Origin of the sequence: Sphingobium sp. D43FB, assembly GCF_002312805.1 — a bacterium.
Taxonomy (GTDB): Bacteria; Pseudomonadota; Alphaproteobacteria; order Sphingomonadales; family Sphingomonadaceae; genus Sphingobium.
The window spans coordinates 1-25,066 of the sequence record NZ_NMUA01000010.1 but is presented as its reverse complement, the minus strand read 5'-3'; the positions used below and the strand labels follow the sequence as shown (position 1 = coordinate 25,066).

Sequence of the window (25,066 nt, the reverse complement as noted above, 5' to 3'; positions counted from 1 at the left end):
ACCTTCAGGAGGGCGGGGGATGGCAGATGCTGCCACAGCATGGTGTGGCGGACTTTCGGAGACATCCTATGACCCTTCCGCTGTTAGACGCGACGTCGCTCCCTGTCGGTTCTAAGGCCAGGGCGCTGGCGCAGGTCGCCCGCACCCTCGCATCCATCCTCCTTGCCGGTCAGTCGATCACGCGAAAGTCGCTCGGCCAGCAGATGTTTCGCTGCTTTGGCTGTACCGATGCTGGTGGCACATGGTCGATGCGCGACGCTTATGACGCGCTCGAAGCGGCGCAGGTCATCGCCTGCCTAGCCGGTGGCGCCCTTCTCGGACATAGTCCGGCTGAAACCTTGGCGCGTGTCTGCGAACTCGCCGACCGTCTTCCAACGCAGACCTACCGGACCGAACGACAGATCGCGCTTCAGCAATTCTCGACGCCGCTCCCGCTCGCCTGGCTAGCGGGTCAGGCAGCCATGCCGACCATCGCCGATATCGTGCTCGAACCCTCTGCCGGGACAGGTCTGATGGCGCTTCAGGCGAAATGCGCCGGCGCTACCCTTCAACTCAATGAACGCGACCCCGTTCGGGCGCAGCTGCTGAGCAAGATCATGGGCCAGCGCGTCACAACGCACGACGCGGAATATATTGATACGCACCTCGCCAGCCTGTCCCGACCGGACGTCATTCTCATTAATCCACCATTCGCGCGCAGCGAGGGACGCGGAGACGACCGGCATGCAGGCGCGAGACACTTGCGTTCAGCGCTTGCGCGTCTTGCAGATCATGGTCGTTGCGTCGCGATCATGCCGCCCGGCTTTTGCGCCGATGGTAGCGGCGCTACGGGCTATCAAGCTGTTGCGGACCTTGTTCTACCACGCCTGGAGATCACCATAACCGGACAGCCATTCGCCCGCCACGGCACGAGTATCGCGGTTCGCCTGCTGATCTATGACAAGAATTGGGAAGGGACCGCTCGGCGCGAGGCGGTCGATTGTCTCGACGATGCGCTGGATGTCGTTCTATCGCTTCCGCCTCGGCGAGCGCCGGATCATCCAACGCTGCCCTTTGGACTAGAGCGAGCCCCCGCCGCGCGGGTGCGGCCCAAACCTGCCGCAAACCCTCTCCTGCTGGGGCAAGTAAAACGGCGCAGCCCTGTGGCACCGAACGGCAGGGCCTCTCTCGACGCTGCGCCGCGACCACTTGATTATACCGTCCTGCAGACGGCCCGACCGCCAAGTGATCAGATCGGCATCTATGTGCCATGGCGACTGTCCAGGATCGCAATTCCAGGCGCCACTCCACATCCCGACAGCCTGGTGGAATCGATCGCGATGTCGTCGATCCTTCCACCGGCCCCCTGCTATGCGCCCATGTTGCCGCCCTGCGCCGTATCCGCCCTGTCCGACGCGCAACTCGAAACCGTGATCTATGCCGGCCAGGCTTTTGAACGCGATTTGCCCGGGCTCCACGCGCCGGATGCTAAGGGGACGGTCCTCTCGCCGGACGCGAATGGCAAGCTCTATCGCATGGGCTATTTCCTGGGCGACGGCACCGGGGTCGGCAAGGGCCAGCAGGTCGCAGCCTGTATTCTTGACCGTTGGTGCCGCGGGCAGCGCAAGGCTGTCTGGATATCCAAAAGCAGCGCCCTCATTGAGGATGCCCGTCGCGACTGGGCGGCGCTGGGCGGCCTTCCGATCGATATCCAGCCGCTCGACGCTTTCCCGTTGGGTACGCCGATCTCGATGGAAAGCGGCATATTGTTCATGACCTATGCGACGCTGCGCTCGCAACGTCATGACGAGGCTTCACGCCTCTCCCAGATACTCGACTGGCTCAGCGACGAATTTGATGGTCTGCTTTGCTATGACGAGGCTCATGAAATGGCTAATGCTGCCGGAACGGAGACCAATTTCGGGAAGCAGAAGGGGTCCGAGCAGGGGCTGGCGGGTGTTCGGCTCCAAAATCTTCTGCCCCGCGCCTGTGTGCTGTATGTCTCCGCCACAGGTGCCACCGATCCCGCCAATCTCTGCTATGCGATACGTCTGGGCCTGTGGGGACCGGGCACAGCCTTTGAATCGCGCGCCGCCTTCATGGCGGCCATCGCCGATGGCGGGATCGCGGCCATGGAAATCGTTGCGCGCGATCTAAAGGCGCTCGGTCTCTATACGGCGCGGGCGCTTACCTTTCAGGGCGTCGAATATGAGCCGCTCGAGCATGTGCTGACAGCCGAGCAAGTTGCGATCTACAATGCCTATGCGGACGGTTGGGCGGTCATCCACAAAAATCTCGAGCAGGTGCTCATGGCGAGCAACATCGTTGATCGGATGACGGGCAACGCCCTCAATGCCCAAGCCAGGGGATCAGCCCTTTCGCGCTTCGAAAGCGCCAAGCAACGCTTCTTCAGCCAGGTTCTGGTCGCCATGAAACTACCCACACTCATTGATGCGATCGATGCCGCACTCAATGCCGATCACCAGGCGATCGTGCAGTTGGTGACGACGGCAGAGGCTATGCTCGACCGACGTCTGGCGTCCCTTTCTGCAGACGAAGCGGCCAATCTCGACATCGAATTGTCGCCGCGCGAGGCGATGATCGATTATTTGCAGACGGCCTTTCCAACCCGCATGATGACCGTGTTCAAAGGCAGCGATGGCTACGACCGCTCCGAACTGATGGTCGATGCGGAGGGCAACCCCGTGCATTGCGCGGAAGCCATTGCCCGACGTGACGATCTCATCGAACGGCTTTGCGCGCTGCCCGCGATCGGCATGGCGCTGGACGATATCATCGCGCGCTTCGGCACTGACCAGGTGGCTGAGGTGACCGGGCGGTCTCGCCGGTTGATCCTGGACGGCAACGGTCGCCAGAAGATCGATCGGCGAAGCGCTCGTTCCAATATTGTCGAAGCACAGGCCTTTATGTCAGGCAGCAAGCCAATCCTGCTTTTCTCCGATGCGGGCGGCACAGGCCGCAGCTATCATGCGGACCGCAACTGTCCGAGTGCCCACCGGCGGCGCATCCATTTCCTGCTCGAACCTGGCTGGCGGGCGTCCAACGCCATACAGGGGCTCGGACGATCGAACCGGACCAATCAGATGAGTGCGCCGGTGTTCAGGCCAGTCACCACCAACTGTAAGGGTGAGCGCCGGTTCATCAGCACGATCGCCAGGCGGCTCGACAGCTTAGGCGCGCTCACCCGTGGCCAGCGGCAGACAGGAGGCCAGAATCTCTTCGATCCGGCGGATAACCTGGAGAGCGACTATGCCAAGGACGCGCTGCGGCAATGGTATAGCCTGCTTTTTCGGGGCAAGCTGACCAGCACGAGCCTTGTCGACTTCATCGCGATGACAGGCCTTAAACTGCTCGATGATGATGGCGGCGGCCTGCTCGACGACTTGCCGCCCATCCATCGCTGGCTGAACCGGCTCCTCGCCCTGCGGATCGAGACGCAAGATGCCATTTTCGACGAATATATGGCGCTCATCCAGGCGCGGATCGACGAAGCGCGCGAAGCAGGGACGCTGGATGTCGGCGTCGAAACCATCATGACCGAACGCATCGTGATCCTCGAGGAAACGCTCCTTCGCCAGGATCCGGCGACGGGTGCACAGACCCGCCTCGCGCGCCTGGAACTGCACCATCGACGCAAGGCGCTCGCCTACCCACGACTCATGACCCAGTGGGCACAAATCTCGGGCACGCGCATGCTTCGTAACGACAAGTCTGGCCGGGTCGCGCTCGCCACACCGTCGTGGCCAGTCATGAACAATGAAGGCGAACCGATCCCGATGTGGATGCTCGTACGTCCTACCGGCCAGGAGCGCATCCGCGATCATCGCCTTGCCGAAAGTGCTTGGGTTTCAATAGCCGTGGCTGAGTTCGAGCGGCTCTGGAACGCCGAGGTTGACGAAAGTGCAACCAAGATCGATGTTGAGACAATCCATCTTGCGACCGGCCTGTTGCTGCCAGTTTGGAACAAGCTGCCGGATGATGATGCGCGCGTGTGGCGGATATCGGATGCCGCGGGCAGTAGCCTACTTGGCCGGATCGTATCACCCTCAGGCGTCGAGAAGGTCGGCAATGCCTTTGGCGTCTCCATGACTATCGCGCTCACGCCTGCAGAATTGCTCAGGGCCGTTCGGTCTGGGGAGACAGTTGCCATTCCCGGACTTGCTGGCGCCGAATTGGCCCGTGTTCGGGTCAATGATGCCATGCGGCTCGAACTCCGCAATTTTCCGCCCGGGCGTCGTGAGTGGCTTAAGAGCCTGGGCTGCTTCACCGAGGTGATCGCCTATAAAACGCGGTTGTTCATGCCTGCCGAGCAGGCCGAAGCAATCTTGCGCCGCATCGCCGAAGCCGGTGCCGAATTCAACAAACTGGTGGCGATGTCCCAAAACCGCCCCTGACCTAGGCGGTCGGAGGGGAGGGTGAATGGCTATGTGTCCGATGAAGGGAGTTTCGGACACTATCCAAGGAGCTTGAACATGGCTGATGCAAATCCACCAGTAGTCGACGCGGCACTGATCACGACGCCGAACGATATTTTGTTGCAATGGAGTCGCCATGAGGCGCTCGCCGCCAGGCTCTTGCCTCTCAACAAGACAAGGCTACTCGCCGCACTTGCAGCAGCGGGCATCGCTACGGTCATCATCCGTTTCGATGGGTGCGGCGACAGCGGACAGATCGAAGAGATCGAGGCGCTGGACGCCGACGATATCGGGCTGGAAATTCCAGCCGTACCGGTCGAGTTGATGGAGCAGCCGTGGAATACAGAGGTCGCAGTCGCCGCGCCGATGTCGCTTGGGGCTGCGCTCGAAGCGCACGCCTATCATCTTCTGGGCGCAACCCACCCGGGGTGGGAGAATGATGACGGTGCCTATGGCGAATTCACCTTCGATGTCGCAGCCGGAATGATCAGGCTCGAGCATGCCGATCGCTACGTCGCGACGGAAGTGTATAGCCACGAATTTTGAGGAGCGCGATCATGGGACATTGCTACCATCACGCGCTTTCGAGCGCGAAAAAGTGGGGCGGGGCGGCCGAGGATTATCTGGCCCTCCACCAATGGTTCGACGAGCCGTCCAAACTCATTATCGCCGACTACCGCCATCGTGCCTTGCGGCACCATGCAGAGGGCGTCTTCATGCTGGAACATTTTTTCGGGCCGACGATCACGATTTCCACCGGGAGAGTGGTGCCCGTTCGGCTCATTGGCGAGCAGCATGTGATCGAGGATCTGGGCTATATTCCCTCCTTTGCCGACTGGGTCCGTTGCATACGTCCAGAACCGTGGATGGGCCGCGCGCAGCCGATCCATGCTTCCGTCGATCCATTCGCCATCGCGGCATGACCACTGCTGTCCGCAACCGTGGGCGGCCCTGAACCTAACTAAATGGAGATTCGCCATGGCAGATTATTTCGGCCAGTGCGTCGTCACGCCCTTCATCCCGGTCGGCGATATAAGTCCCGCCGAGCGATTGCTCCTCACCTCTATATTTTCGCACGAAACCAAAGATGATGAAGTCTACTTATTTGCCGACATCTGGCGGGAAATGAACTTCATTCTCTATCATGACCAAGTTCGCGAGGCCCTCGCTGCTTCACCTGCCGATAGCGTCGCCGCGCGCTTCTTGACCGAATTGGTCGCAAAGAATGCCGACCAGGGCGACTATCTGGAAGTCGATATGGATGATCATTGGATGGAGATCCTCCAGGATATTGTCCGGCGCTCGCAAACTCTTTCCCATATTGCGATCGAGACATCCTACACCTGTTCCCGCATGCTGTTCGATGGCTTTGGCGGTCAGGCGATTGTTATCACTGCGCAAGCGATGGATTCTATGTCTACAAGCCAGTTCATAGAGGATGCCCTCGGCAAAATGTCAGGCGGCACGGCCAGCATTCCTGCCGAAGCCATGCTTTAGAGACATAACACCATAGATCGCGCTGACAGCGTGATTGCGGAAACCGCCCGGATTGACGGCACAATGGCCGTCATGCGCGATGGTGCTGATCAACGCCATCAGATCGGCGCGTCTAAATTCAGGCGATCTGCGGAAAGCCTGATCCTGCATGCCGCCAGTCAGGAAGGCGAGAAGCGATCCTTCGCCTGCCTTCCCAACTCGGGCATGTAAGCCATCTCCGACATCTTCGAGACTTAATGGCCTTCTCGTTCTGGCCGCCATTCGCGGGTCTGCTCGGCAGAAGGGAAGGGGGTGGAAGGGTGGTGGCGAGGATGGGCTCTTTGGTGCCCTCCGATCGCCGGTGAACCCTTTCAAGGAGATTGTCATGAGCCTTCTCGCTTCCCCCGCGCGTCCGGCGCCAAAACCCTATCGCGTCGATGTGTCGCGCGGCCAGAATAATTCCCGTGTGTCGTCCGAATGGTTCTCGCGCCCCGACGACGAACGCTTCCTGTCTCTTGGCGATCTCTACGACAAGGTCCGCACGCGGGCCGACAATGCGACGACGCGCGTCGTCGAGAGCCGCGCGGTTCGCGTGGAGGCCCGCACCGACGATCCCGAGAGACTGATGCTGCACGTGCCGGGCAAATCCGAACCGGTCATGCCGACCCACTGGTCTTTTGGGCAGATGTGCAGCCTGGTCGGTGCCCCGGCTTCCTATCTGCGCAGCCTTCCCGCGCCGCTCGCCGGCATCAACATGCAGCACGGTCTCCTTGCTCACCGCGGCGAACAGGTGAAATTGCTGGAAACCCAGAATGGCCGCACGGAACTTCGTGCCGTTACGGGGCCTGACTATGGCCGCATCTGGGATCATGAACTTGTGGCCGCCGTCATGAAAATCGCGGGTAATGGCACCGGCGATACGCGCTGGAAGGTGCCCGGCGTGCTCGACTGGGGTACGATGCACTACAATCCGGTCGTGGATATTACGCGCGACAATACGACGCTTTATGCCTCAGATCGTGACGTCTTCCTCTTCCTCGTCGACGACCTCAATCCAATCGAGGCGGGACGCCTGCCCAATGGCGAACCTGACCTTTATTTTCGCGGCTTCTACTGCTGGAACAGCGAGGTTGGTTCCAAGACCTTGGGCATGGCAACCTTCTATCTGCGGGCCGTTTGCATGAACCGGAACCTGTGGGGTGTCGAGAATTTCGAGGAGATATCGATCCGGCACAGCAAGTTCGCCGCCAATCGCTTTGCGCATGAGGCCGCGCCCGCTCTGACGCGGTTCGCCGACTCTTCGCCATCCGGCTTCATCAACGGCATCAAGACTGCGCGCGAACGGATCGTCGCCCGCAAGGATGAGGATCGGGAACGTTTCCTGCGCAAGGCAGGCTTCTCGAAAACCGAGACCGGCAAGATCATCGCGACCGTGCTCTCTGAAGAAGGCCATCCGCCCCAGTCCGTCTACGATTTCGTCCAGGGCATCACAGCGCTTGCCCGGACCCGGACCAATCAGGACAGCAGGCTCGAACTGGAAGGCAAGGCTCGCCGCCTGCTCGAACGCGCCAATTGAAACCTGACCACAGGCGCACGTCGCCTAGAATCTAGGATATCCACCATGACCATGAATGCTTCGATCGCCCTCCTTACGGAGGTGCGGTCCATCCTGCACGCGCCTGTCTGGCACAGGGCTTTCCATATGTTTGGCGCGCGGTTTCGCGCGCTGGTAGACCAACTCGACGCCCATCTTGAGGCTGTAGCACCACCGGCGATTGCCGGGCCGGCTACGCGTATGGCGCGCCTTCCTGATTTCAACCTCGAGGTGGTGACCGTTGATGAGAGAGAAACCGAGGTTGCGGCGAGCACTGCGGGGGTCTGGGTTCGGGCTTGGGTCCTTATTAATTGGGAAGCCCTCTTGCCGACAGCGATGCCGCGGGCCTTGAACGAAGGCCATCGAACGGTGCTGTCCCGCCTCCCCGAAGACACACGCAACGCCTATCTGCTGCACCGGATCGGCGGCCTCGACATCGAACAGGTTGCCTGGCTTCAAGGAAGCGATGTCGCCGCAGTTGAGAAACGCCTTGCGCACTGCCTGTCCGCCATCGCCCATCATCTCGACGTGTAAGCAACATAGGAGCGGTCCAGAGAAGCTTCGCCGGATCGGCGAAGCTTCCCCTTGACCCTTAGCGGCAGGAAACCAAGGTTTAACGTCATGAAACTCACCGACAGCCTCGCGGCCAGACGGCAAGTCTATCGTCGGATTACGCCTGTGCTGCCCGAAATGGTCGTGATCGACATACCCCTACGGCATGCGGCGTCGACCCTGTCGCTGGGTCGTTACTATCCTGTCATCGTCGAGACGGACCTGGAGATGATAGAATTCGAGCACTTCCTCGATCTCGAACGGCCCGCTCCCGTTGCTCCCGATCTTCTCGATCGAAGGGGCTCCAGCTTGCAAGGCACTGACATCATGCTCTGTCACTATGATCCGGTAGAAGCAGGCTGGCCCTATATCCTGCTATGTCTATGGCCCACAACCTCCGTGCAGTTGGTACGGGCGAGCGCTGATTTGCTCGCGCGTGGCGCCTACACCATAGAAATGTTTTCGACCGCTTTTGAACGATCCGAAGAGACCGGGGTGCTGATGGCATCCCTTGGCAAACATGGCCTTGCCCCCGCTTTTGTGACGTGCTGATGCGGATCAGGAGTGTCAGTCTTCGACCGACTGAGCAGGGCCTTCCTCCCGCGCAACATCGAGGGCATGCTGCAACCGCATCGCGACGATCACATCCTCAGCGGCATTCAGTTCTGCAAGCGCCTGCTCCATGAGATCTATGGCGTGAGCCCGTCTTTGTGCTGTGGTCTTTTGAGACATCCGCCGCTCCTGGCCGCTCAGCCGGCGGCACGCCTTGTCATGAATGATTCAAGGCGTGCGGCCCCTGAGAACCGGGTGTTGGAAACCCGCCAGTAGACGAGCGCGAGCACCTTTAGCCGGGTGGCCTGGACATACATGCCCGCCACCCGGTCGTTAGGAGCAAACGACCGGCTCTACTGGTACGAGGTTTCCACGCCTCGGCCCGCCTGCTGGCGGACGCCCTGAGCCATACTCAAAAATGACGAAAAGCCAAGCGGTCTCGCCGTTCGCGGAGCAGCGGATTGGCGTCACCGGTCGCGAGGAGGGCGTGGAGAGAAGAAGGTGGCGATGGGGAGAGCAGGGCGAGAGGGGCCCGCTCGATTTCAAGGAGACCGTTCATGACCGACCCGATCAGTGCGCCAGGCGCCCCTGCTTGCGATTCGCCGGCGCTTTACAGCCAGACGCCGACCGACGAGCGCGGCAACTTTGTCTACAGCGGCGACCTTCTCCGTTCGAACGAAACCTTTGCTGCCCTATGTGCGCGAATCGCCGCACATCTGCGTGATCTCTATCCCGACCTGCAGGTCTCGTTGACCCGCTTATCCTTCGCGGGCGGCCGCAAGATCAGGCTTGCAATTTGTGATGCGCCGATAGACCTGCGCGATCCTGCGGTGCGCGATCCTTTGCTGCTTGCGCTCCGCGATCAGATCGAGCGCTTCGGCTTTGCGCGCGCCAACTTTTATCAAGATTATAGTGCGGTCAGCTTCTACAGCGAGGTGGCGATCGGCAAAGCCTATTGGGCAGCCCTGGCGGCACGAACTGAGCAGCAAAATCCGGTTGAACCACGCATGTCGCTGGCCCAGTTCAAACGGACCATCAAGGTGGGCGATACGCTGATAATGGTCCATGCACCCTGGCAAGGTCGCTATTTCGGCGTCGAGCGCACGGTCGATGCCGTGCGATCGGGAGACATAATCATAGCCGGCTCTTATCTCACTTTGCCACGCGCGCCCGAGTTCGCCTGCGATGGTCGCCACATCCGGATAGCCGTTGGTGATGCATCAAACCCAGATGCCCATCTGCTCTATATCTGGACGCGCCGCAGCGCCTGATCGCTTGGTGTGCCCAGCGGGCGTATCGGGGTCAGGCCGGGATAACGCGCCGTGCCGCAACTGCTCAGCGGCGATATCGTATCTCGACCGGCGGGATATCGAGGATGGTTCCCCGTACCGTTTCGCCCGCCCTGATCGGTCCTACCCCGGATGGCGTGCCGGTGAAGATTAGGTCGCCCGGCGCAAGCACAACATAGGTCGACAGGACCGAGATGATCTCGGCCCCACTCCAGATCATCTGCGATAGATCGCCGGACTGTCGCACGGTGTCGTCGACGGTGAGATCGATGGCGCCGGACGCAGGTGGTTGCCCCGCCACCAGCAGACCGATAGGCGCGGATTGATCAAACCCCTTCGCCATGTCCCAAGGCCTACCGGCCTTCTTCGCGGTGGCCTGAAGGTCGCGCCTGGTGAGGTCGAGCCCAACGGCATAGCCGTAGATATGAGCAGCGGCATCCTCGACACTGATATCCGACCCGCCTTGACCGAGAGCGATCACCAGTTCCACCTCGTGATGCAGCTCCTGTGTCCGCGATGGAAAAGCGAGTTCCGTGCCGCTCGACACCACGGCATCCGCAGGCTTGGTGAAGAAGAATGGCTCCTGCCGATCAGGGTTCGAACCCATCTCGCGCGCATGGTCTGCATAGTTTTGTCCAACGCAGAAGATACGCCGAACCGGAAAGCGCGCCTCACTGCCGAGAATAGCGATAGACGGGGACGGCACAATCGGCAGCGCGGCACTGGAAGTCATGGGGCTGGGATCCTTCAAATCTCTGTCATGTCCTATGCGCAGCTTGCGGCCGCTGGACAATCGCCTGCGCACCACTCTATCGGCACGCAATGAGCATCACAGCCACGATCATGAACGCCGCAACCGGCAAACCTATCCAGAAGATGACCTTCGGCCGCATGCCCCAGCGCTATGCGACCTTCACCCTCGAATCGGGTGAGCGCGTCACGGCCGAGCGGATCGATGTCGGTAAGCCCGCCCCTGGCAAATTCGCAACGCCTGTCGATATCTGGGTGACGGTGAAACAGCCCGCCCTCTAGGCAAGTGTTGACGGTTTCGCTTCGCCGTTCCGGCGAGGTCGCCCGGGCGGTTCAGCGGCCAGGAAGCGCAGGCGTGCCGATGCCCGCAGCCTGGACGACCCGATACATGTCGGCGCGTTCCGCCATCCTAGCCACCAACCACGCGAGATGACCTGCCGCGTCTTACGGCATGAGGCCGCCTACGGCTCCGTAGAGAAATCGTTGATAGCCCTCATCGTCTCGCGCCAATATGTCTCCCAAATGTCGGATTGCCTCGCCATGAGACAGTGGTACCTGGTCTTGCGCTTCGCTCCAGATCAACGTCACGGCATCCGCCATTTCCTTTGCGGCGTAATAGCCGCTGTCGAGCCCTTGACCGAGCGATAGCGCGGCAAGTTCGCAGCGGATGTCGGGCATATCCGGATCATTGACCGCATCGATCAGCGGCAGGTTGAAATCATAATTGGTCAGCCGGGCGCGCATTCCTTATTTCCGTCGGGGCTCGGCCAGCAAAAGAACATAACAGCAACATCAGATCAAGGTAGCGGATGTCGACCGGCCTCGCTCGCGCATGTTCAAGGCACTTTTGTAAGTGGCTGCGTGGCGCGTGATTGAGCTTCCAACGGTAGCCTACCGATGTCGACCGATCCCGGACGCTCAGCACAACATTGTCCATCGATAGGTGCGAACCGTCTTCTGTTCTGGCGGCTGTCGATCACCTTCCGCCATTCCGGACGAGGCCATGAACGACCGCTAATGACGTAACCCGCCACTCGCATTAGCTAAAACCACCCGATCGTCGCATTATTTTGCTATGGGATTGTTATGGTGGCGCCAGAAACGAGAATTGGACAACTTCCGGGTTTGCGGACTAAATTCTCGAAACTCCTGTCGGCAGCCGACGATTTCGTATTTTTGCGTATGCTCTGGGCGTTGAACGCGTTGCAAACGGGTCGAGCTGCCGAGGCCGGGCGCTTCCTTAACGGCTACCCCCCTGACGCTGCGACAGAAGGCATTCTCGGCCCGCACGCAATTTATCCATGGGAACTCGAGACGCTCGCAAACGAACTCCTCACGACCCCCAAGAGCATTTTTCAAACCTTCGATTGCCGAAACTGGAACGCGATTGGCGATCTGGTTAATCTGCTGCGCTCAATGGAGGGCGCGGAGTATCTCGCGCGTCGCGAGGACGTAAACATCTTGGTCGAGCTCGGCAGGATCGGTGCTCGGCAGTTTCCTTGGCAGCGCGGTTATGTCGGGCTACCGCCCCTATATCGGAGCGCCTTTATTTATGGTCAGGGCGAGTGCGCCGCCTATTTGCAACAAGCCGCCAATCTCACCCCCTCAGACATGACCCTTGTCGGTTTCTCGCTGCTTTCGGTCTTTTATCCCGAGCCCGGCATTCGTCCGGCCACGGACATGGACCTGATCCACGAGTGGGGGATCACCCGAAACACCCTGCAGCAGACGCTTAAGCGTATCTCCTGCCCTATCACCGTCGCACGGTCCCAGGCGGCGGACCTTCGCGCGATGGACATAGCAACCGCCTACAAGCCTAGCATCCTCCGGCGATATCCCTGTCTCCTAGTCGGACATCGCGCACGAAGGATGATTGCCCCCTTACCGGACCTGATCATGGACCGGGTAACGAACGGACTTTTTTATGATGTGGTCGGCGGGGGCGGGACCGTTCGCGATGAAGTCGGCCGAAAGTTTGAGAGTTACGCGCTCGATCTGCTGAGGCGGATGTTGCCAGCGGTCCTGTTTGACCCGGAGATTAGTTATCGCACGCCCTTGGGACCGATCGCTACCCCGGATATTCTCATGCATGATCGACACGGCGTAGTTTCAATGGCGATTGAGTGCAAAGCATCTCGGATGAGCGTAGCTGCCCGCTTCGGTGAAGCACCTGGCGAAGATCGCGGCTACGAGGAGATTGCCAAGGGCGTGATGCAGCTTTGGCGGTTCTACGCACACAGCCAGTTCGGCGTAGCACCGACGCGCCTTGCTGATGACGTCAAGCTTTTGATCCTTACCCTTGATGAATGGTTCGCGGGGCGCTCGACCATCATTCCCCAGATCCTTGAACGTGCCCATGTTCTTGCTGATGCCAGTGCCCATGCCATTTCCAGAGAGGATCGCCTGCCCGTCGCATTCTGCACCATCTCTGAACTCGAGGACGTGCTGCGAACCGCGACTGCGGCGTCGCTGCTGGAAACGGTCGAGATCGCGTCGGGGGAGCGGGTCGGCTGGATCTTCTCCAGCCTCCATCAAGACGCGGGGTCGGCGAAAACCGAGCCCAAAGATTATCCGTTTCAGGAAGCGCTGGGTGACCTGCTTCCATGGTATGGTCGGCTACAAGATCTGGGTGACGACGAGCCTTAATGGGACGACCTTTTATCGCTTGCCGGAAACCCGCTTCCTCGCTCTGCACTTGGCCGCGCGCCCTATCAAGTCTCCCTGAGGACTACGCCGTTGGTCCGGCGACCAGGGTAGGATCACGATCATTATAGGCCGCTGCGAATTCATCGTCCGTCCAGTCACCATCGCCGTAATCGGGCAGGTCGAAAAATTCCCATCCGCTCGTCCCCGGAGCCATGCCAAACAGTGGCCCTACGAACGGGCAATTGGGGAGGAAGTACGCGCGGACATAGGGGTGGTTTTCATAGTCCTTACGGATAAAGGCATGGCCGAGCGTATTGGCTATGAACCAGGGGCGGACGGCATGGCTTGCGAATTGCTGCTCGATGATCGTGCGCATATGGATGATAGCCGCAAGTGCGTCATCACGCAGAGCGTTCGTTGTCTCCGGGTTGAAATGGATCGATCGGTGACGCAAGCCCATTAGGGCGCGGTACTCGACGACGGCATCAGGTAGCAGGATGCCCCACGCTTCGAGGGTGTCGATCGGCAATCGCCAGTCGTCGAAGGAATCTTTTCGATACACCTTCTTGTATTCCGGCGTCGCAGTGAAATGGCCGCGCATGTCCAGCATTAAATGATTGAGTATGCGCTCGCCAAGCGCGCACGCGCCGACTAGTGCCGGGTAGTAAGCGCCGATCACAAAGGCCTGCCGAACCTGATGAAACAGCGCGTTGTGATGCGCGAGTACCGAGAAAGGCTTGATGCCCATCGTTACAAAATTGTCGATCTTGGCATCGATGCCGCGCTCACCGAATTCTGCGACCATGCCCGTGCGCGCCGATTTTAGGTTATGCCGGTGGAGCTCCTTCACCTGCTCTTCCCAATGATCGGGAATATCGGGGTCCAGTGACAGCGCTCGGCTGTCGAAATCCATCCCCCAGCTCAGATGCCGCCGGCGGCCGGAATCGGCGACTAGTCGCTTCTGTTCATCGAGCGATAGTGTCGAGTCGACGGTGTCGAAAGTGATCCGGGTCGGTTCCGGCTCACTCATAGCGTGTGGCTTTCTGGTCGAGCCATTGCAGCCGGCGGTCCAGTTCGATCGCCGGGAGCGCTGCGATCAGCCGATCGAGGATCTTCGGCACGCCATACAGGTCGCTAGTCGTGCCGGGGCCGAACAGCTTCCACAGCAGGATGAGCGTCTCACGGGCAAATTTCTCGGGCGCCTCGGAATGCTCGATCCCGTGGGTGCCGCCATGCCCTTCTAGGAGCGACATATGCGGTAGGAGTTGCTCAAGCGCTTCGGGAAAGGCGTCGCCGCTCGCCACGGCCAGATCGGCAAAGTGCCGGCTGAATTCTCGGTCGCGAAAGCTGCGCTCTCGCGGCCAGACTGCGAGCAGCAGCGGACCTATGCCCGTCCGCCAGGCGACCGCGCGATCCTCATCAATCTGAAGGATCCATTGCTTTACCAGTTCGGCCACACCGTTGCGCAATGCCAATGGCCCGGTGCGGAGTGCCCTCGCGGCATCGGCGACGCCAATGCCCCAGTCCGCCTCGGTCTGTTCGCCGCGCAGGATCGACAGCGCTGGCGCGATGATCTTGGCGGCGGCGTTGGTGAGATCATGGCCACGACCGGTCAGCTCGCTGACACCGCGCAGGACGGCCGCGCTAAATGCCCGCGAGGCGACCGATGACAGGCGTGAATCGGTGACGAGAACCCGGCGCAGCGCGATGGCTTCGTCACCGTCACCCGTCAGCGCGGCTTCAAGCAATGGCGTGACGGTCTGCCCCTCAATCGTCAGCACAAATCCTGCCGCGAACACAAGGGCGCCTCGCGCCATGGCGCCCTGACGGCCCGGTGCTGCCACAGCCGCATCGAGCGTAACCAGCAGTTCCGGATGGATTGGTTCACCCGCCTTGCGCCGGGCCTCGATGTCAATAAGTGCGGCCTGGGTCAGGCGCCCGCCCGCGGTGTTGATCAGGTCAGCATAAAGATCGCGCGTGGAATCGAGGGGCTCCGTGTCACGCGCCACGGCTGCCGCGAACAGCCTTTGCCACCAGGCAGCGATCGCGGGTTCAGCCTGGCGCGGCGAGGACCAGTAAAGATCGGCAAGGCGATCGACAACCAGCGCCAGAAATGGTGCTTCGGCCGGCTCGAGCGCAGCAAAGAGCGTGACGACGAGCGGCCGGCGGTCGGGATCCTTTTCGCCTTCCGGAAAGGACAGCGCGCCGATCAGGTCTCGCCAGAGCGGCGCATTGGCGTCATCGAGCGGCGCGTCCTTGAGCGTGTCGAACGCGCCCCTCGGGTTGGTGCGGCAAAACGCGCTCCAGCCTTGCTGTTTCTCGATATCATGGCTGCCAAGCACTCCGCGCGCGACCTGCAAGCGCTCGCCTTCAGCGGCATCGATGATCGGCTGCGCGTCGCCGACCACCATACGGAGGCCGGTTGAATAGGATCCGAAAAAGTCCTGATCCTCGACGCCGCGCGCCAGATAGGCGCGGCGCGCCTTTATGGCCGCAAGTTCCGCCGCACCCTCGGCCGACAGTCTTCCCGCCTGCTCGAGCATGTTGAGCCGCAGCCAGACCTCCGCGTCGAGGGCATGGCTCCTCCAGTCCGCCTGGCCGTCCTCGATCGCATAGCGGTCATAATAGGCCGGCCCCTCTGTCAGGATGCGCTGTTCGACGGCGGCAACCAAGTCGGCATGCGCATCCCCCGCGCGGTCGCGCAGCACGAGCGCGAGCTCCCGGCGCACCGTCCAGAAGATGTCGCGCGAGAGGTTCACCATTCCGGCGAACGCTTCGTCGGCGTCGAACAGCTCCGCCTGACGCAAGCTGTGCAGCCAAAGCCGCGTCCCCAAGATGCCAGGCATGGCCTTCCAGGCTGAGGCTTGCGCGCGGACCGCATCGCGATCTTTGGCGGCCGCCGGCGTGAGCAGCCGCGCGAGCAGCTCGACCAAGAAAATTGGCCCATCATGGTGCTCGTTCTGGCCATGCGGCTCGACCGACGGCACCGCGCTGTCATTGCCGTCATAATCCCCCTCGATCGTGCCGATATCGAGCGAAAGCCCAACCGTCTCACGCAGCCTCGCGCTAGCGATCTCGAGCAGGACCAGCGGCTGCGGCAGCGCCATCAATGCGGCAACGAGATCCGAAGCACCGCCGCGGTCCGAAAGCGTCAGTCGCGGCCAGGCAAGGTCGGAGAGACGCCGCGGCGGATCGACGGCGGGTTCGTCATCGAAGAAAGATCTGCCGGAACGGAGTTCGAGCGCGGGGGCCAGCAATCTCACTGCCCGTTCGAGGTCGGCGTGCAGCACGACGGGGCCTTTAAGCACCTCCATCAATGTATAGGCGCGGTCCTCCCAATAATCGCCGCGATCGGGTCTGCTGATCGTAAGAAGGCGCCAGAGGCGGAGCCACAGGACCGGCGCATCCTTCACTTGCCGGATTCGTCGCGTCAGCTCGTCGGCGAACGGCTTGCCGAGTTTCTCGAGCCAGTCGACCGCGCGCCGGAACCGGTCGGCCGACGCAAGGTCCCTGACCAGCCAGGCAGCGATGATCCAAGACGCGTCGCGCTCGGTCCATAGTTTTCGGCTGGCGAAAAAGTCGAACCAATCTCCGTCGATGATGGTCGGGATCGCAAGCGACCACAGGTCTCGGCGGCCGCTGAAAAGCCAGGCGGCGTGATCGAGTTCTGCGGCATCTGTGTCGTCAAAGGGCTTGGCGAGGATCCCCTGCGCCCATTCGCGCCGCGTTGCCCGCGGGCGCTCGACGAGATCCGCCAGTCTCTCCAAGTCCGGCCACAGGGCGGCATGGCTGGTCGGATTGCCCGCCGCATCGAACTGGTACTCATAAGCGATCGGCTCGACCGCAAGCGCCGCCCAGCGGACATCCGCCAGGTCGCGCGTCACCACCGCGTCGATCGCATAAACTGGGCGCAGATCGGGAAAGCGCTGCCGATCCGCTTCGAGGACGTTTAAGAAATATCGTACCGGCGCGTCGCCGGCACTGTAGCCGACCAACACGATAGTTTTAGTGCGGCAGAGGTCGAACAGGAACCGCGACACCCAGCCCGATCGCATATAGGCATCGCCATAATCAGCGCTCGTCACGATCAGCGGTGTTTCATCTAGGCCGAGATCCGGGTCGGCGATCCGACCATGGATATGGATGATTCCGCCGAACCCGGCGCTTCCTGGCGGCGGCAGATCCTGCCCAGCGAAGCTGAAGGCACGGACCTGCTCGGCATCCTCGGTCTCGATCAGAGCGCGCTCAATCAGCGTGTCGAAGTTGGTGGTCACTATTGCAGGGCGGTTTTCGAGATCGCGCGACAGGCGCAGGATGGTGCGATGATGCGAGAGATCCGCATCGAGGGGCGGCTGCAACTCCGCCACAACCGCGCGAGTCATGTCGGCTGGATTGACTATCCGGCGGCTAAGCGACCCTAGCGCTTCCTCGAACCGATTCTCATTGAACGACAATTGCTCCGAAGCGCTCATATCGACGTTGAGACCGGCGAAGCAACGTGTCACGAGCGCACCGAAACCAGGCAATTGCGGTGCGCTAACCCCCGCGCCGCACAAGAAGACGACATCGCCGCTCAGGAGAGCATCGACCAGCTGCTCAGGAAATTCAGGCCCAGCCTCGGAAAAGCGAAGGCTCATGTATAACAGTCCGGCATTTGCACACGCTGACGCATTCGGAGAAGCGCTGCTACTGCAACCACCGGCCGCCCTTTAGAAACCGCTGATGAGGGATCACTGAACATAGAGTCAACATCCGGGAACCGCTTCCAACTGTCCAGTGGCGGAGAATGCTGGCTCAGCGATTTATGTCGCGAGTCTTTGCCAATCTTACTCCACGATGCTCAGATCTGACCGCGCCGATCTTTCCGGTTGCACGCATTCAAGTCCAAGGCTGCCTGACCGCAGACGGCCTCACCTCGGTGAATCGACGATTGCATCCGTGTAAGGCATGAGCGCCTACTCTCGCCAAAAGCAGTCATTCAATAAGAGGGGGCGGGAACGACGGCTTCGTCCCAACTCAAGACAGGGCAGGGTATAGCGGATGCCCGCTTCGCGGGCACCGAGGCTCTCGTCGGAGCTGCGCTCCGATCGTGCCCGGCTGCGCCGGTCCCGTCCCTTCGGGCTTCGATCCCCTTCCGAAAGGACAGTAATGGGGAAGGCGGTGCTCTCCTTGGGGTCGGTGATCGGGACACAGGATCATGACTGCCCGATACGCTTTTGGGCCGAACGCGGTGAAATCTGCCGATTGCGATGGGGATGGATGCGCGGCAGCCTTGCCGGGGCAAGCAATGCGAGCGCCATGACCCAGAGGAAAGAAGGATCTTTGAAGAGTGTCGCCGAAATGGGTTCGGAGAGACATTCGCAAAGGAAACGCACATGAATATCAGTGAAATCAAGCAGCAGAACGGGCGTCTGTTGGGCGCGATCGCGACCCGCAGTATCGATCTCCCCCAATTGGGACTTCGTCCAGTCCAGAGCCAGAACGAGCGGGCACCCGCCTATGAGATCGTCACCCTCAATGTGGGCAAGCGCTGGGTTCAAATCGGGGCGCTGTGGCCGCAGACGTCCAACTCCACCGGAGAGGTCTTCCTCCAGGGTTCGATCGATGATCCCAGCCTCCCCGAACCGCTCTCGATCGCGCTCTTCGGCACTGACGAGGAGGGCTACCGCGTCGCCTGGCGTCGGCCGCAGCGGCGGGACGACTTCGGACCGGTCACGCGGGGCACGCGGGGCAGCGACACGCCATCGGGTGGCGGCTTTGGGGACAGCACGGCAGGAGCCGACGGGGCGCTGAGGGGCGCGGGCGGCGACATTGATGACGAGATCCCCTTCTGACGACAGGCGCAGGCCGGGGGCGCTTTGCGCGCTCCCGGCCCTTGTTCTCTCAACCGCTTTTAGAAGGACATGTCGTCATGACCCAGCATCAGCCCATCCGCAGGATCGATCGCTTTGCAGACCTGCCCACCCTTTATGCCGAGATCACCGCTACCCCCGAGTTCCAGGCTGCCTTCGGCGAGCCGCTCGGACTCTCCATCGTCGAATCTGGAGACGAGCCGGGCGAACATGAGATGCCCGAGCCGCTCGCGGCCCAGGCTGAATGCGGCGGCGTCATCGCTGCCATCTTCGACCTGTTTACGGGCACGAGGCTCGAGCCGCTCGCCCCTGAAATCGCCTGGGGCTTCGTCAACAGCTTCCACTTCACCGCTGGCAAACTCGAGCGGCGCGAGCAGGCGCTGGCCGATGAGTTGGGGGACCTTGCCCGCCGACAGGAGCCCTCCGAGGTATTCAACCGGGAGATGGAGGACAAGCAATTGCTCTGCCAATCGACCGCCGAACAGCGCGAGGCGATGGAGTGCATGCGCGACTATGCCGCCGAAATGTATCGGGCGCTCAGCGGTTGGCCCTGGTCGCCCGCGCGCGGCACGAAGGCGTCGTCCGCCTCGACCGCAAGCCAGATCGCAGCGCTAGATTTCCTGCGTGCCCGCCAACTTGCGACCCGCGAGCGGCATGCGCCGCAAGGCCCGATCGTCGTGGTGTCGGGACCGGCCACCTGGCACGACTGGGCCAAGATCTGGGAGCGGCTTGACGAGATCAAGCGCCGGGTGCCGCACATGACACTGGTCACGACCGGGCAGCGCAGGGGCGTCGATCAGATTGCCGCGGCATGGGCGGCGCGCAAAGGCAACGGCGTGCCGCTGGTGGCTTACGGCCTCTTCGGCGGCGGGCGCAAGGCGCCCTTCACGCGTAATCGCAAACTCGCTGAGCTGCGCCCCGTCGAGGCGATCCTATGCGAGGGGTCGGGGCTGCAGGCGAACCTGTACCAGGTCCTGCGCGAGGCCGGCACGCCGATCCACGCCTTCCGTGTCGGCGATCAGGCGCCTGCGCAGCAGAAGCCGACGCGCATGCCGGTTTGACGATCTGCCGGCTGCTTTTTCCTTTGGTCCAGACCGCGAAAGCGATCTGAACCCACTCCAGCGTGGAGGCCCCCATGGCTATTCCAGATCATCATGTGAAGAATTTCCGGACCCTGATGCGTGCTGCCGAAGATGGCAATCTCGCGCTGATGGAATGTTGCGACGCCGTCACCGGCGAAAAGCGCTTCGTTCTCTGTGGCGTCGGCCGGGACGGCAATGACTATGTCATGACGCCCTTCGGCCATCTTGCCGAGGGTAACCCGTTCGAAGCCTATGTGCCGCCAGAAAGCCGGCCGTTTGGCGCTCCCCATTGAGCGGGAAGTTTACCGCTCTTATGAGGTTTCTGGACCGGCTGCGCTGCGCGCTGCCGGTCTTTTTATGTGGTGGACCGGGCAAGAGCGGTGAGCTTAAAACGGGTTCGCAAAGGAGAGGGCGTGCCAAGAACCCAGCGTCGCCGGGGGCATCGAGCCCCCGCCCACGCTTGCCTCTTCTTCTCTCAACGTGTCGGAAGTATGGCACGGGGTCACCGCCGGCCTCAAGGACGACGGGGCCCCACCATTTTTCCTGGCAGGTGACGTCAGTGCACCATCGTGAGACCTGGTCGCGCCAGAAAAAATCGTGACCCCCATCGCCGCTGCGCGGTCGCGGCTGCGCCGCGCTCCTTGACCCCGTCGGCCACAGCCCGTGCCGAAAAGAGAACCTCTTGAAGAGAAATTCAAAAGGAGGTTTTGATGACATATACGACTTCATCCAGCAGCCACGAGCATTTCGCACAGGCTTTCACCGAGACGGTCGATCTATACCGCATCATGGCAGGCGAGGACGCAACCAACGCACCGATGCCCGATCCGGTCGCTGTCGAGCATGCTACCGAAATGCTCGTCCGCACGATCTTCGACGTACTGCAGGATACGCGGCTCGATAGCATTGCGGACCGGATCGCCTGGGGTGTCGTGCACAGCCTGTATAAGGTCACCGAACAGATAGAGGGACAGGCCGACAAGGCCGCAATGAATGTCAAAAGCCTGATCCGTCAGGCTGATGGCAGTGAAGTGGGAACGCGCGAACTGGAGGAGGCGCAGCAACTGTGCCAGTCGCTGGACGAAACGCGTGATGCCCTAGCCTGCATGCGCGACCACGCCGCTGCCACCTATCTTGCCGAGACCGGGAAACCCTGGGCGGCGCCGCGGGCATCGTTGACATCTTCCAAGCGCACCGCATCGGTGGTGGCCGCGACGGACTTTCTGGCGGCACGACGGCAGCGCAAGATCGACGCTCATGCCCCGCAAGGTCCGGTGGTCATCTTCTCGGGCGGGCAGGTCTGGGAGGACCACCGGCTGCTCTACGACCGGCTGGACGCGATCCGTGCGCGCGTGCCGGGTATGATTCTGGCGACGACCGCCCAGGACAAAGGGTGCGACGCCATTGCCGCTGCCTGGGCCGCGCGTAGCGGGTGCAAGCTCATCGCCTTCACCCTCAACCGACGCCTTGGCAACCGGGCGGGATTTGCCCGCAACGAACAACTGCTCGGGTTGCGGCCAGTGGAAGCCATCGTGTGCGAAGGGTCGGGGCTTCAATCCCATCTGGCGCGCGAAGTCCGCAAGCAGGGTATCCCGGCGCACTTCTTCCGGTTGGTCGACCAGAATGGGGGACGATGACCCGGAGGGGTTGCCTGAAGAAGGCAAGGGACGGCGGGAGCATCTTGCTCTCGCCGTCCCTTTTTTGTCTCGACCTATCGATATCGCCCCGCTCGGGAACCCGGCAAGCCGGGTCCGTCGCGATGCGATGCGCAACCGGAAACAGCCGGTCGCGGCCAGCTGCGCGCGGTTACACCGTGCTCGCTGCAGGGACGCCTTTGGCGGATGATTTTATCAAAGGATGCTTCGCTTCGGAAGCCGTCGGCATCGCTTTCAGAGCTGCGAAGCTTACCTCTCCACCTACCCTTATGGCTTCTGTCAGCAGGTCCTTGAAGACGCGCTCGCTCATGGCCTCCACACGGAGATCGCGAATGATATCGGCATATTTGCCGCGCAAGGCGCGGCGGGCTGTTTCTACTTCTTCAGCAGCCCGGCGCTGACGCGCTTCGAGTTCGGCAAGGCGCTCGCGTTCTGAAAGTTTCGGCATAACCATTCCTGTCTTTAGGTGGTCTGCCCGCCGATCAGGATGATCCAGTATCGAAGCTTTTCGTGCAAGCCCATTTCAAAAAGAAGAACCCCTCCGGGGAGCCACGCCCGTGCCCGGTCGAGGCTGGCGCAGCGGCAAGCCGCTGCGAAGGGGCGACGCACGGCACAGGGCCGTTTGTAATGCACCCTACGCACGGGTGCTGCGGCACAAAATCATGCTAAGTCATATGTTTATGTGACACATCCCGATGCAGCTTTGTCCGACATCTCGTCTTACAAGTATCACCAGCGCTCCGAGCTGAGCCTTGGAAGCGCGGCTATCTGCCATTCGTGCGCGTGGGCCTTGTACCACTTACTTTCATTTGATGACCGCCTGCCGAGCGGGTATAATGATCGCGCTTTACGACATTCCGACGGGGCTCCAGCCTATGGAGCCAAGCGTTGGTCAAACTCAATTTTCGGATCGACGAGCATGTTCATGCCCGTCTTCTTGAACGGGCGCACGCAGCAGAACTGAGCCTCTCGGAATTCGTCCGGCTGGTCCTGACGCAAGCGGCCGATCCCCATCGCGAATATATATTCTCGTCCAAAGACGAGATTCTCGCGACCTCCATCCAGATCCTCTCGATCCTCGCTGTCGCGGTCGGTCAGCGGTCTCCAGAGACCCTGGAGCAAGGGATGGCCGAGGCCCGCGCCCTGCTCGCCGAACGCGGCCTACTCGACCCTGACGCGGGAGCGACCGCTGCCGCCATTCCAGACAAGGGGAGGGTCAGCCGGTGAGCATCTTTCGCAATGACACTTTGGGATCATGGACGCGCGGTGGGCAGGCGATTGTTCATAATGTCCGCATGACCACCCAGGTCTTCTTCCAGACCATCTCCGCCTGTCTCGTACTCTGGATTATGGGCATCTTGTGGTATTGCTTCGAGGTTCTGACCGCCCATCAGCGCTATCTCCTTGTGCAGATCGCGCTTTCCAGTTTCCGTCGTGACGCGACCCGGGGCGCCGCCGATCCCGTCCGGTTCAGGGCCCCCGACGGCCGGGAATATTGGACCACAGCTGAGGGCCTTCTTAATTCACGCATCGCCCACGCGACCCTCGAGACAGCGGAAGCCGCGCTCATCAAGGGCGCACTGATCGGGGGCATCGGCGCGCTCATCGCGCTCGTCTGGGCTTGGTATTATTTCACCCGCACGGGTCGTGGCCTGGGGTCCAACCAGTTCCTGCGGGGCGCGCAGTTTGGAAGCGTGCGCATGATCCGAAGTTTGCTTCGCCGCCAGCGCAAGGGAAGCCTCAGCATCGGCGGCGTTACCATGCCGCAAGCCTATGAGCCTGAACATATCGTCCTTTGCGGCGCGCCTGGGACGGGCAAGACCAACATCATCACGACGATGCTCCAAGGTATCCGGCGGGATGGCAAACGCGCCATCGTTTACGACACCGCCGGATCGTTTGTAGAGAAGTTCTACCGGCCGGGTAAGGACATCCTGCTCAATCCGCTCGACGAGCGCACCGACCGCTGGTCCCCGTGGGTCGATGTGCCGCGCGACTATCATTATGACCAAATCGCCCAGTCGACCATTCCCGACAAGGCGGGTGACCCCTTCTGGGCCCGGGCCGCGCGGGGCACCCTCGTGGGTGTGCTCAAGAAGCTCGCGCGCCAGCGTCATACCCTCGTATCGATACTGCTGGACAGGCTCGTGCGCTCGGGCCTCAAGGAGCTTGCTGCCTTCGCGCAGGGCACTGAGGCGGCTGCCTTCATCAGCCTGGAGGGAGACCGGACGTCGGCAGGTATCCAGGCCGAGCTTGCAACGGTAATGCGGAGCTTTTCCTACCTCGACGATACGACGAACGGCTTCTCGATCCGCTCCTGGGTCGAAAATGAAGCGGACGACAGCTGGCTCTTCATTACCGTGAAGGCCGATCAGCTGCCTTCGCTCCGGCCTCTCATCACCGTCTGGATCGATATCGCGATCGGCGCGATCATGAGCATGCCGCCCGATCCCGAGCGCCGTCTCTATTGCATTATTGACGAGCTGCCTACGCTACAGCGCCTTCCCTCCCTCAGCGACTTTCTCGCCCGGGCGCGCAAATATGGTGGGTGCGGAATCCTGGGATTTCAGTCCTACCCGCAGCTCGAAGCCACCTACGGCATCCAGGACGCTGCGGCGATCACGGGCTATTGTTCGACCTGGATCGCGCTGCGCGCGAACGACACGCCGACCGCAAAACATGTCTCCGAAAATCTGGGTCAGGTCGAGCAGATCGAAGCCAATGAAGGCATGTCATATGGCGTCAACGACATGCGCGATGGTGTGAACCTGTCACGTATGCAGGTGACGCGGCCGCTGGCGATGCATACCGAAGTCACGAACCTGCCCAACCTGTCGGGCTTCCTGCGGTTCGGGCGAGACCTCCCCGTTGTTCGCTTTTCGGACCGGTACAATGAGATACCTAGTGTCGCCCCCGCTTTCATTGAACGTACACAGCCACCAATCCGCCTTCCACTCGCCGACGAGATTATCGGGTCGCACCGTGAGGCATCCAAGACAGGGGGTGGCGACAGAGCGAAGGCACCACGCAAGAGAAAGCAGGGTGGAACGTCCTCGAGCGGGGCGACAACTGCGGTTGCGCGGCGACTGACAGGATGCGAGCGTAGCGACAATCAAGATGAGAATCGGTTGTTGGGGTGTCGGTGAAGGGCGGAGGGCGTAGCCCGAAGCCCGTAGCCGAGACCCCAACAACCGATGGCCCTT

The 25,066-nt window shown here is 61.4% G+C and carries 23 protein-coding genes; 17 read left to right on the top strand and 6 right to left on the bottom strand.

Going from position 1 to position 25,066, the window contains the following annotated elements; genetic code table 11:
• The first annotated feature begins 68 nt into the window (after positions 1-68).
• The 8 genes from SxD43FB_RS10430 (at position 69) to SxD43FB_RS10400 (ending at position 8,589) form a co-directional block, all read left to right on the top strand.
• Entirely contained in the window at positions 69-4,394 is a 4,326-nt protein-coding gene (locus SxD43FB_RS10430) for a strawberry notch-like NTP hydrolase domain-containing protein (protein ID WP_096062115.1), read from the top strand.
• 78 nt (positions 4,395-4,472) lie between these two features.
• Entirely contained in the window at positions 4,473-4,961 is a 489-nt protein-coding gene (locus SxD43FB_RS10425; RefSeq protein WP_096062114.1) for a DUF6878 family protein, read from the top strand.
• Between the two features lie 11 nt (positions 4,962-4,972).
• Entirely contained in the window at positions 4,973-5,338 is a 366-nt protein-coding gene (locus SxD43FB_RS10420) for a hypothetical protein (RefSeq protein ID WP_096062113.1), read from the top strand.
• Positions 5,339-5,393: 55 nt separating this feature from the next.
• Positions 5,394-5,912, top strand: coding sequence for a hypothetical protein (locus SxD43FB_RS10415; RefSeq protein ID WP_096062112.1), 519 nt, complete (start codon positions 5,394-5,396; stop codon positions 5,910-5,912).
• Between the two features lie 63 nt (positions 5,913-5,975).
• Entirely contained in the window at positions 5,976-6,122 is a 147-nt protein-coding gene (locus SxD43FB_RS24725; protein WP_176482742.1) for a hypothetical protein, read from the top strand.
• Between the two features lie 154 nt (positions 6,123-6,276).
• On the top strand, positions 6,277-7,467 hold the full coding sequence (locus tag SxD43FB_RS10410) for a DUF932 domain-containing protein (RefSeq protein WP_096062111.1): 1,191 nt from the start codon (positions 6,277-6,279) through the stop codon (positions 7,465-7,467).
• Between the two features lie 45 nt (positions 7,468-7,512).
• Positions 7,513-8,019, top strand: coding sequence for a sigma-70 region 4 domain-containing protein (locus tag SxD43FB_RS10405; protein ID WP_141249487.1), 507 nt, complete (start codon positions 7,513-7,515; stop codon positions 8,017-8,019).
• Between the two features lie 87 nt (positions 8,020-8,106).
• Positions 8,107-8,589 (top strand): hypothetical protein, encoded by a 483-nt coding sequence (locus SxD43FB_RS10400; RefSeq protein WP_096062109.1) that lies wholly within the window; start codon positions 8,107-8,109, stop codon positions 8,587-8,589.
• A gap of 15 nt (positions 8,590-8,604) precedes the next feature.
• Here the strand turns inward: SxD43FB_RS10400 and SxD43FB_RS25230 are convergent, their stop codons facing one another.
• The gene (locus SxD43FB_RS25230; RefSeq protein WP_176482741.1) at positions 8,605-8,769 is read right to left on the bottom strand and encodes a hypothetical protein; all 165 of its coding nucleotides are present in this window, start codon (positions 8,767-8,769) and stop codon (positions 8,605-8,607) included.
• 281 nt (positions 8,770-9,050) lie between these two features.
• Here SxD43FB_RS25230 and SxD43FB_RS10395 point away from each other — a divergent pair, with 281 nt between their 5' ends.
• On the top strand, positions 9,051-9,860 hold the full coding sequence (locus tag SxD43FB_RS10395; RefSeq protein ID WP_255245665.1) for a hypothetical protein: 810 nt from the start codon (positions 9,051-9,053) through the stop codon (positions 9,858-9,860).
• 64 nt (positions 9,861-9,924) lie between these two features.
• Here SxD43FB_RS10395 and SxD43FB_RS10390 read toward each other — a convergent pair whose 3' ends face one another.
• Positions 9,925-10,611, bottom strand: coding sequence for a fumarylacetoacetate hydrolase family protein (locus tag SxD43FB_RS10390; protein ID WP_096062107.1), 687 nt, complete (start codon positions 10,609-10,611; stop codon positions 9,925-9,927).
• Between the two features lie 89 nt (positions 10,612-10,700).
• On the opposite strand from SxD43FB_RS10390, the gene SxD43FB_RS10385 reads away from it, so the two are divergent.
• Complete coding sequence (locus tag SxD43FB_RS10385) at positions 10,701-10,910, top strand: hypothetical protein (RefSeq protein WP_096062106.1); 210 nt, start codon at positions 10,701-10,703, stop codon at positions 10,908-10,910.
• 162 nt (positions 10,911-11,072) lie between these two features.
• Here the strand turns inward: SxD43FB_RS10385 and SxD43FB_RS10380 are convergent, their stop codons facing one another.
• On the bottom strand, positions 11,073-11,372 hold the full coding sequence (locus SxD43FB_RS10380) for a hypothetical protein (RefSeq protein ID WP_255245664.1): 300 nt from the start codon (positions 11,370-11,372) through the stop codon (positions 11,073-11,075).
• Between the two features lie 342 nt (positions 11,373-11,714).
• Here SxD43FB_RS10380 and SxD43FB_RS10375 point away from each other — a divergent pair, with 342 nt between their 5' ends.
• Entirely contained in the window at positions 11,715-13,274 is a 1,560-nt protein-coding gene (locus SxD43FB_RS10375) for a hypothetical protein (protein ID WP_096062105.1), read from the top strand.
• Positions 13,275-13,356: 82 nt separating this feature from the next.
• Here SxD43FB_RS10375 and SxD43FB_RS10370 read toward each other — a convergent pair whose 3' ends face one another.
• Both SxD43FB_RS10370 and SxD43FB_RS10365 read right to left on the bottom strand, forming a co-directional pair.
• A complete protein-coding gene (locus tag SxD43FB_RS10370) occupies positions 13,357-14,304 on the bottom strand; it encodes a hypothetical protein (protein WP_096062104.1) in 948 nt (315 codons plus the stop codon).
• Complete coding sequence (locus tag SxD43FB_RS10365) at positions 14,297-17,911, bottom strand: SIR2 family protein (RefSeq protein WP_096062103.1); 3,615 nt, start codon at positions 17,909-17,911, stop codon at positions 14,297-14,299. Before SxD43FB_RS10365 ends, SxD43FB_RS10370 begins: the two co-directional genes overlap by 8 nt.
• Before the next feature lie 738 nt (positions 17,912-18,649).
• On the opposite strand from SxD43FB_RS10365, the gene SxD43FB_RS10360 reads away from it, so the two are divergent.
• The 4 genes from SxD43FB_RS10360 to SxD43FB_RS10345 all read left to right on the top strand — a co-directional run bounded on the left by SxD43FB_RS10360 (position 18,650) and on the right by SxD43FB_RS10345 (position 21,845).
• Positions 18,650-19,108: a DUF736 domain-containing protein gene (locus SxD43FB_RS10360; protein WP_096062102.1), complete on the top strand. Its 459-nt coding sequence runs from the start codon at positions 18,650-18,652 to the stop codon at positions 19,106-19,108.
• Between the two features lie 77 nt (positions 19,109-19,185).
• Positions 19,186-20,187: a DUF2493 domain-containing protein gene (locus tag SxD43FB_RS10355; protein ID WP_096062101.1), complete on the top strand. Its 1,002-nt coding sequence runs from the start codon at positions 19,186-19,188 to the stop codon at positions 20,185-20,187.
• A 74-nt stretch (positions 20,188-20,261) separates the two neighbouring features.
• Complete coding sequence (locus SxD43FB_RS10350; RefSeq protein ID WP_096062100.1) at positions 20,262-20,501, top strand: DUF6117 family protein; 240 nt, start codon at positions 20,262-20,264, stop codon at positions 20,499-20,501.
• 417 nt (positions 20,502-20,918) lie between these two features.
• Positions 20,919-21,845, top strand: a complete 927-nt coding sequence (locus SxD43FB_RS10345) for a DUF2493 domain-containing protein (protein ID WP_096062099.1) — start codon at positions 20,919-20,921, stop codon at positions 21,843-21,845.
• Between the two features lie 169 nt (positions 21,846-22,014).
• Here the strand turns inward: SxD43FB_RS10345 and SxD43FB_RS10340 are convergent, their stop codons facing one another.
• The gene (locus tag SxD43FB_RS10340; protein WP_096062207.1) at positions 22,015-22,311 is read right to left on the bottom strand and encodes a hypothetical protein; all 297 of its coding nucleotides are present in this window, start codon (positions 22,309-22,311) and stop codon (positions 22,015-22,017) included.
• A gap of 440 nt (positions 22,312-22,751) precedes the next feature.
• On the opposite strand from SxD43FB_RS10340, the gene SxD43FB_RS10335 reads away from it, so the two are divergent.
• On the top strand, positions 22,752-23,090 hold the full coding sequence (locus tag SxD43FB_RS10335; protein ID WP_096062098.1) for a CopG family transcriptional regulator: 339 nt from the start codon (positions 22,752-22,754) through the stop codon (positions 23,088-23,090).
• Positions 23,087-25,009, top strand: a complete 1,923-nt coding sequence (locus SxD43FB_RS10330; RefSeq protein ID WP_096062097.1) for a type IV secretion system DNA-binding domain-containing protein — start codon at positions 23,087-23,089, stop codon at positions 25,007-25,009. The genes SxD43FB_RS10335 and SxD43FB_RS10330 overlap by 4 nt, the downstream gene beginning before the upstream one ends.
• Positions 25,010-25,066: the final 57 nt, after the last annotated feature.

Coding starts and splice junctions, on each gene's coding strand:
- SxD43FB_RS10430 (WP_096062115.1), top strand. CDS start 69: ATGACCCTTCCGCTGTTAGACGCGACGTCGCTCCCTGTCGGTTCTAAG.
- SxD43FB_RS10425 (WP_096062114.1), top strand. CDS start 4,473: ATGGCTGATGCAAATCCACCAGTAGTCGACGCGGCACTGATCACGACG.
- SxD43FB_RS10420 (WP_096062113.1), top strand. CDS start 4,973: ATGGGACATTGCTACCATCACGCGCTTTCGAGCGCGAAAAAGTGGGGC.
- SxD43FB_RS10415 (WP_096062112.1), top strand. CDS start 5,394: ATGGCAGATTATTTCGGCCAGTGCGTCGTCACGCCCTTCATCCCGGTC.
- SxD43FB_RS24725 (WP_176482742.1), top strand. CDS start 5,976: ATGGCCGTCATGCGCGATGGTGCTGATCAACGCCATCAGATCGGCGCG.
- SxD43FB_RS10410 (WP_096062111.1), top strand. CDS start 6,277: ATGAGCCTTCTCGCTTCCCCCGCGCGTCCGGCGCCAAAACCCTATCGC.
- SxD43FB_RS10405 (WP_141249487.1), top strand. CDS start 7,513: ATGACCATGAATGCTTCGATCGCCCTCCTTACGGAGGTGCGGTCCATC.
- SxD43FB_RS10400 (WP_096062109.1), top strand. CDS start 8,107: ATGAAACTCACCGACAGCCTCGCGGCCAGACGGCAAGTCTATCGTCGG.
- SxD43FB_RS25230 (WP_176482741.1), bottom strand. CDS start 8,769: ATGTCTCAAAAGACCACAGCACAAAGACGGGCTCACGCCATAGATCTC.
- SxD43FB_RS10390 (WP_096062107.1), bottom strand. CDS start 10,611: ATGACTTCCAGTGCCGCGCTGCCGATTGTGCCGTCCCCGTCTATCGCT.
- SxD43FB_RS10385 (WP_096062106.1), top strand. CDS start 10,701: ATGAGCATCACAGCCACGATCATGAACGCCGCAACCGGCAAACCTATC.
- SxD43FB_RS10380 (WP_255245664.1), bottom strand. CDS start 11,372: ATGCGCGCCCGGCTGACCAATTATGATTTCAACCTGCCGCTGATCGAT.
- SxD43FB_RS10375 (WP_096062105.1), top strand. CDS start 11,715: ATGGTGGCGCCAGAAACGAGAATTGGACAACTTCCGGGTTTGCGGACT.
- SxD43FB_RS10370 (WP_096062104.1), bottom strand. CDS start 14,304: ATGAGTGAGCCGGAACCGACCCGGATCACTTTCGACACCGTCGACTCG.
- SxD43FB_RS10365 (WP_096062103.1), bottom strand. CDS start 17,911: ATGAGCCTTCGCTTTTCCGAGGCTGGGCCTGAATTTCCTGAGCAGCTG.
- SxD43FB_RS10360 (WP_096062102.1), top strand. CDS start 18,650: ATGAATATCAGTGAAATCAAGCAGCAGAACGGGCGTCTGTTGGGCGCG.
- SxD43FB_RS10355 (WP_096062101.1), top strand. CDS start 19,186: ATGACCCAGCATCAGCCCATCCGCAGGATCGATCGCTTTGCAGACCTG.
- SxD43FB_RS10350 (WP_096062100.1), top strand. CDS start 20,262: ATGGCTATTCCAGATCATCATGTGAAGAATTTCCGGACCCTGATGCGT.
- SxD43FB_RS10345 (WP_096062099.1), top strand. CDS start 20,919: ATGACATATACGACTTCATCCAGCAGCCACGAGCATTTCGCACAGGCT.
- SxD43FB_RS10340 (WP_096062207.1), bottom strand. CDS start 22,311: ATGCCGAAACTTTCAGAACGCGAGCGCCTTGCCGAACTCGAAGCGCGT.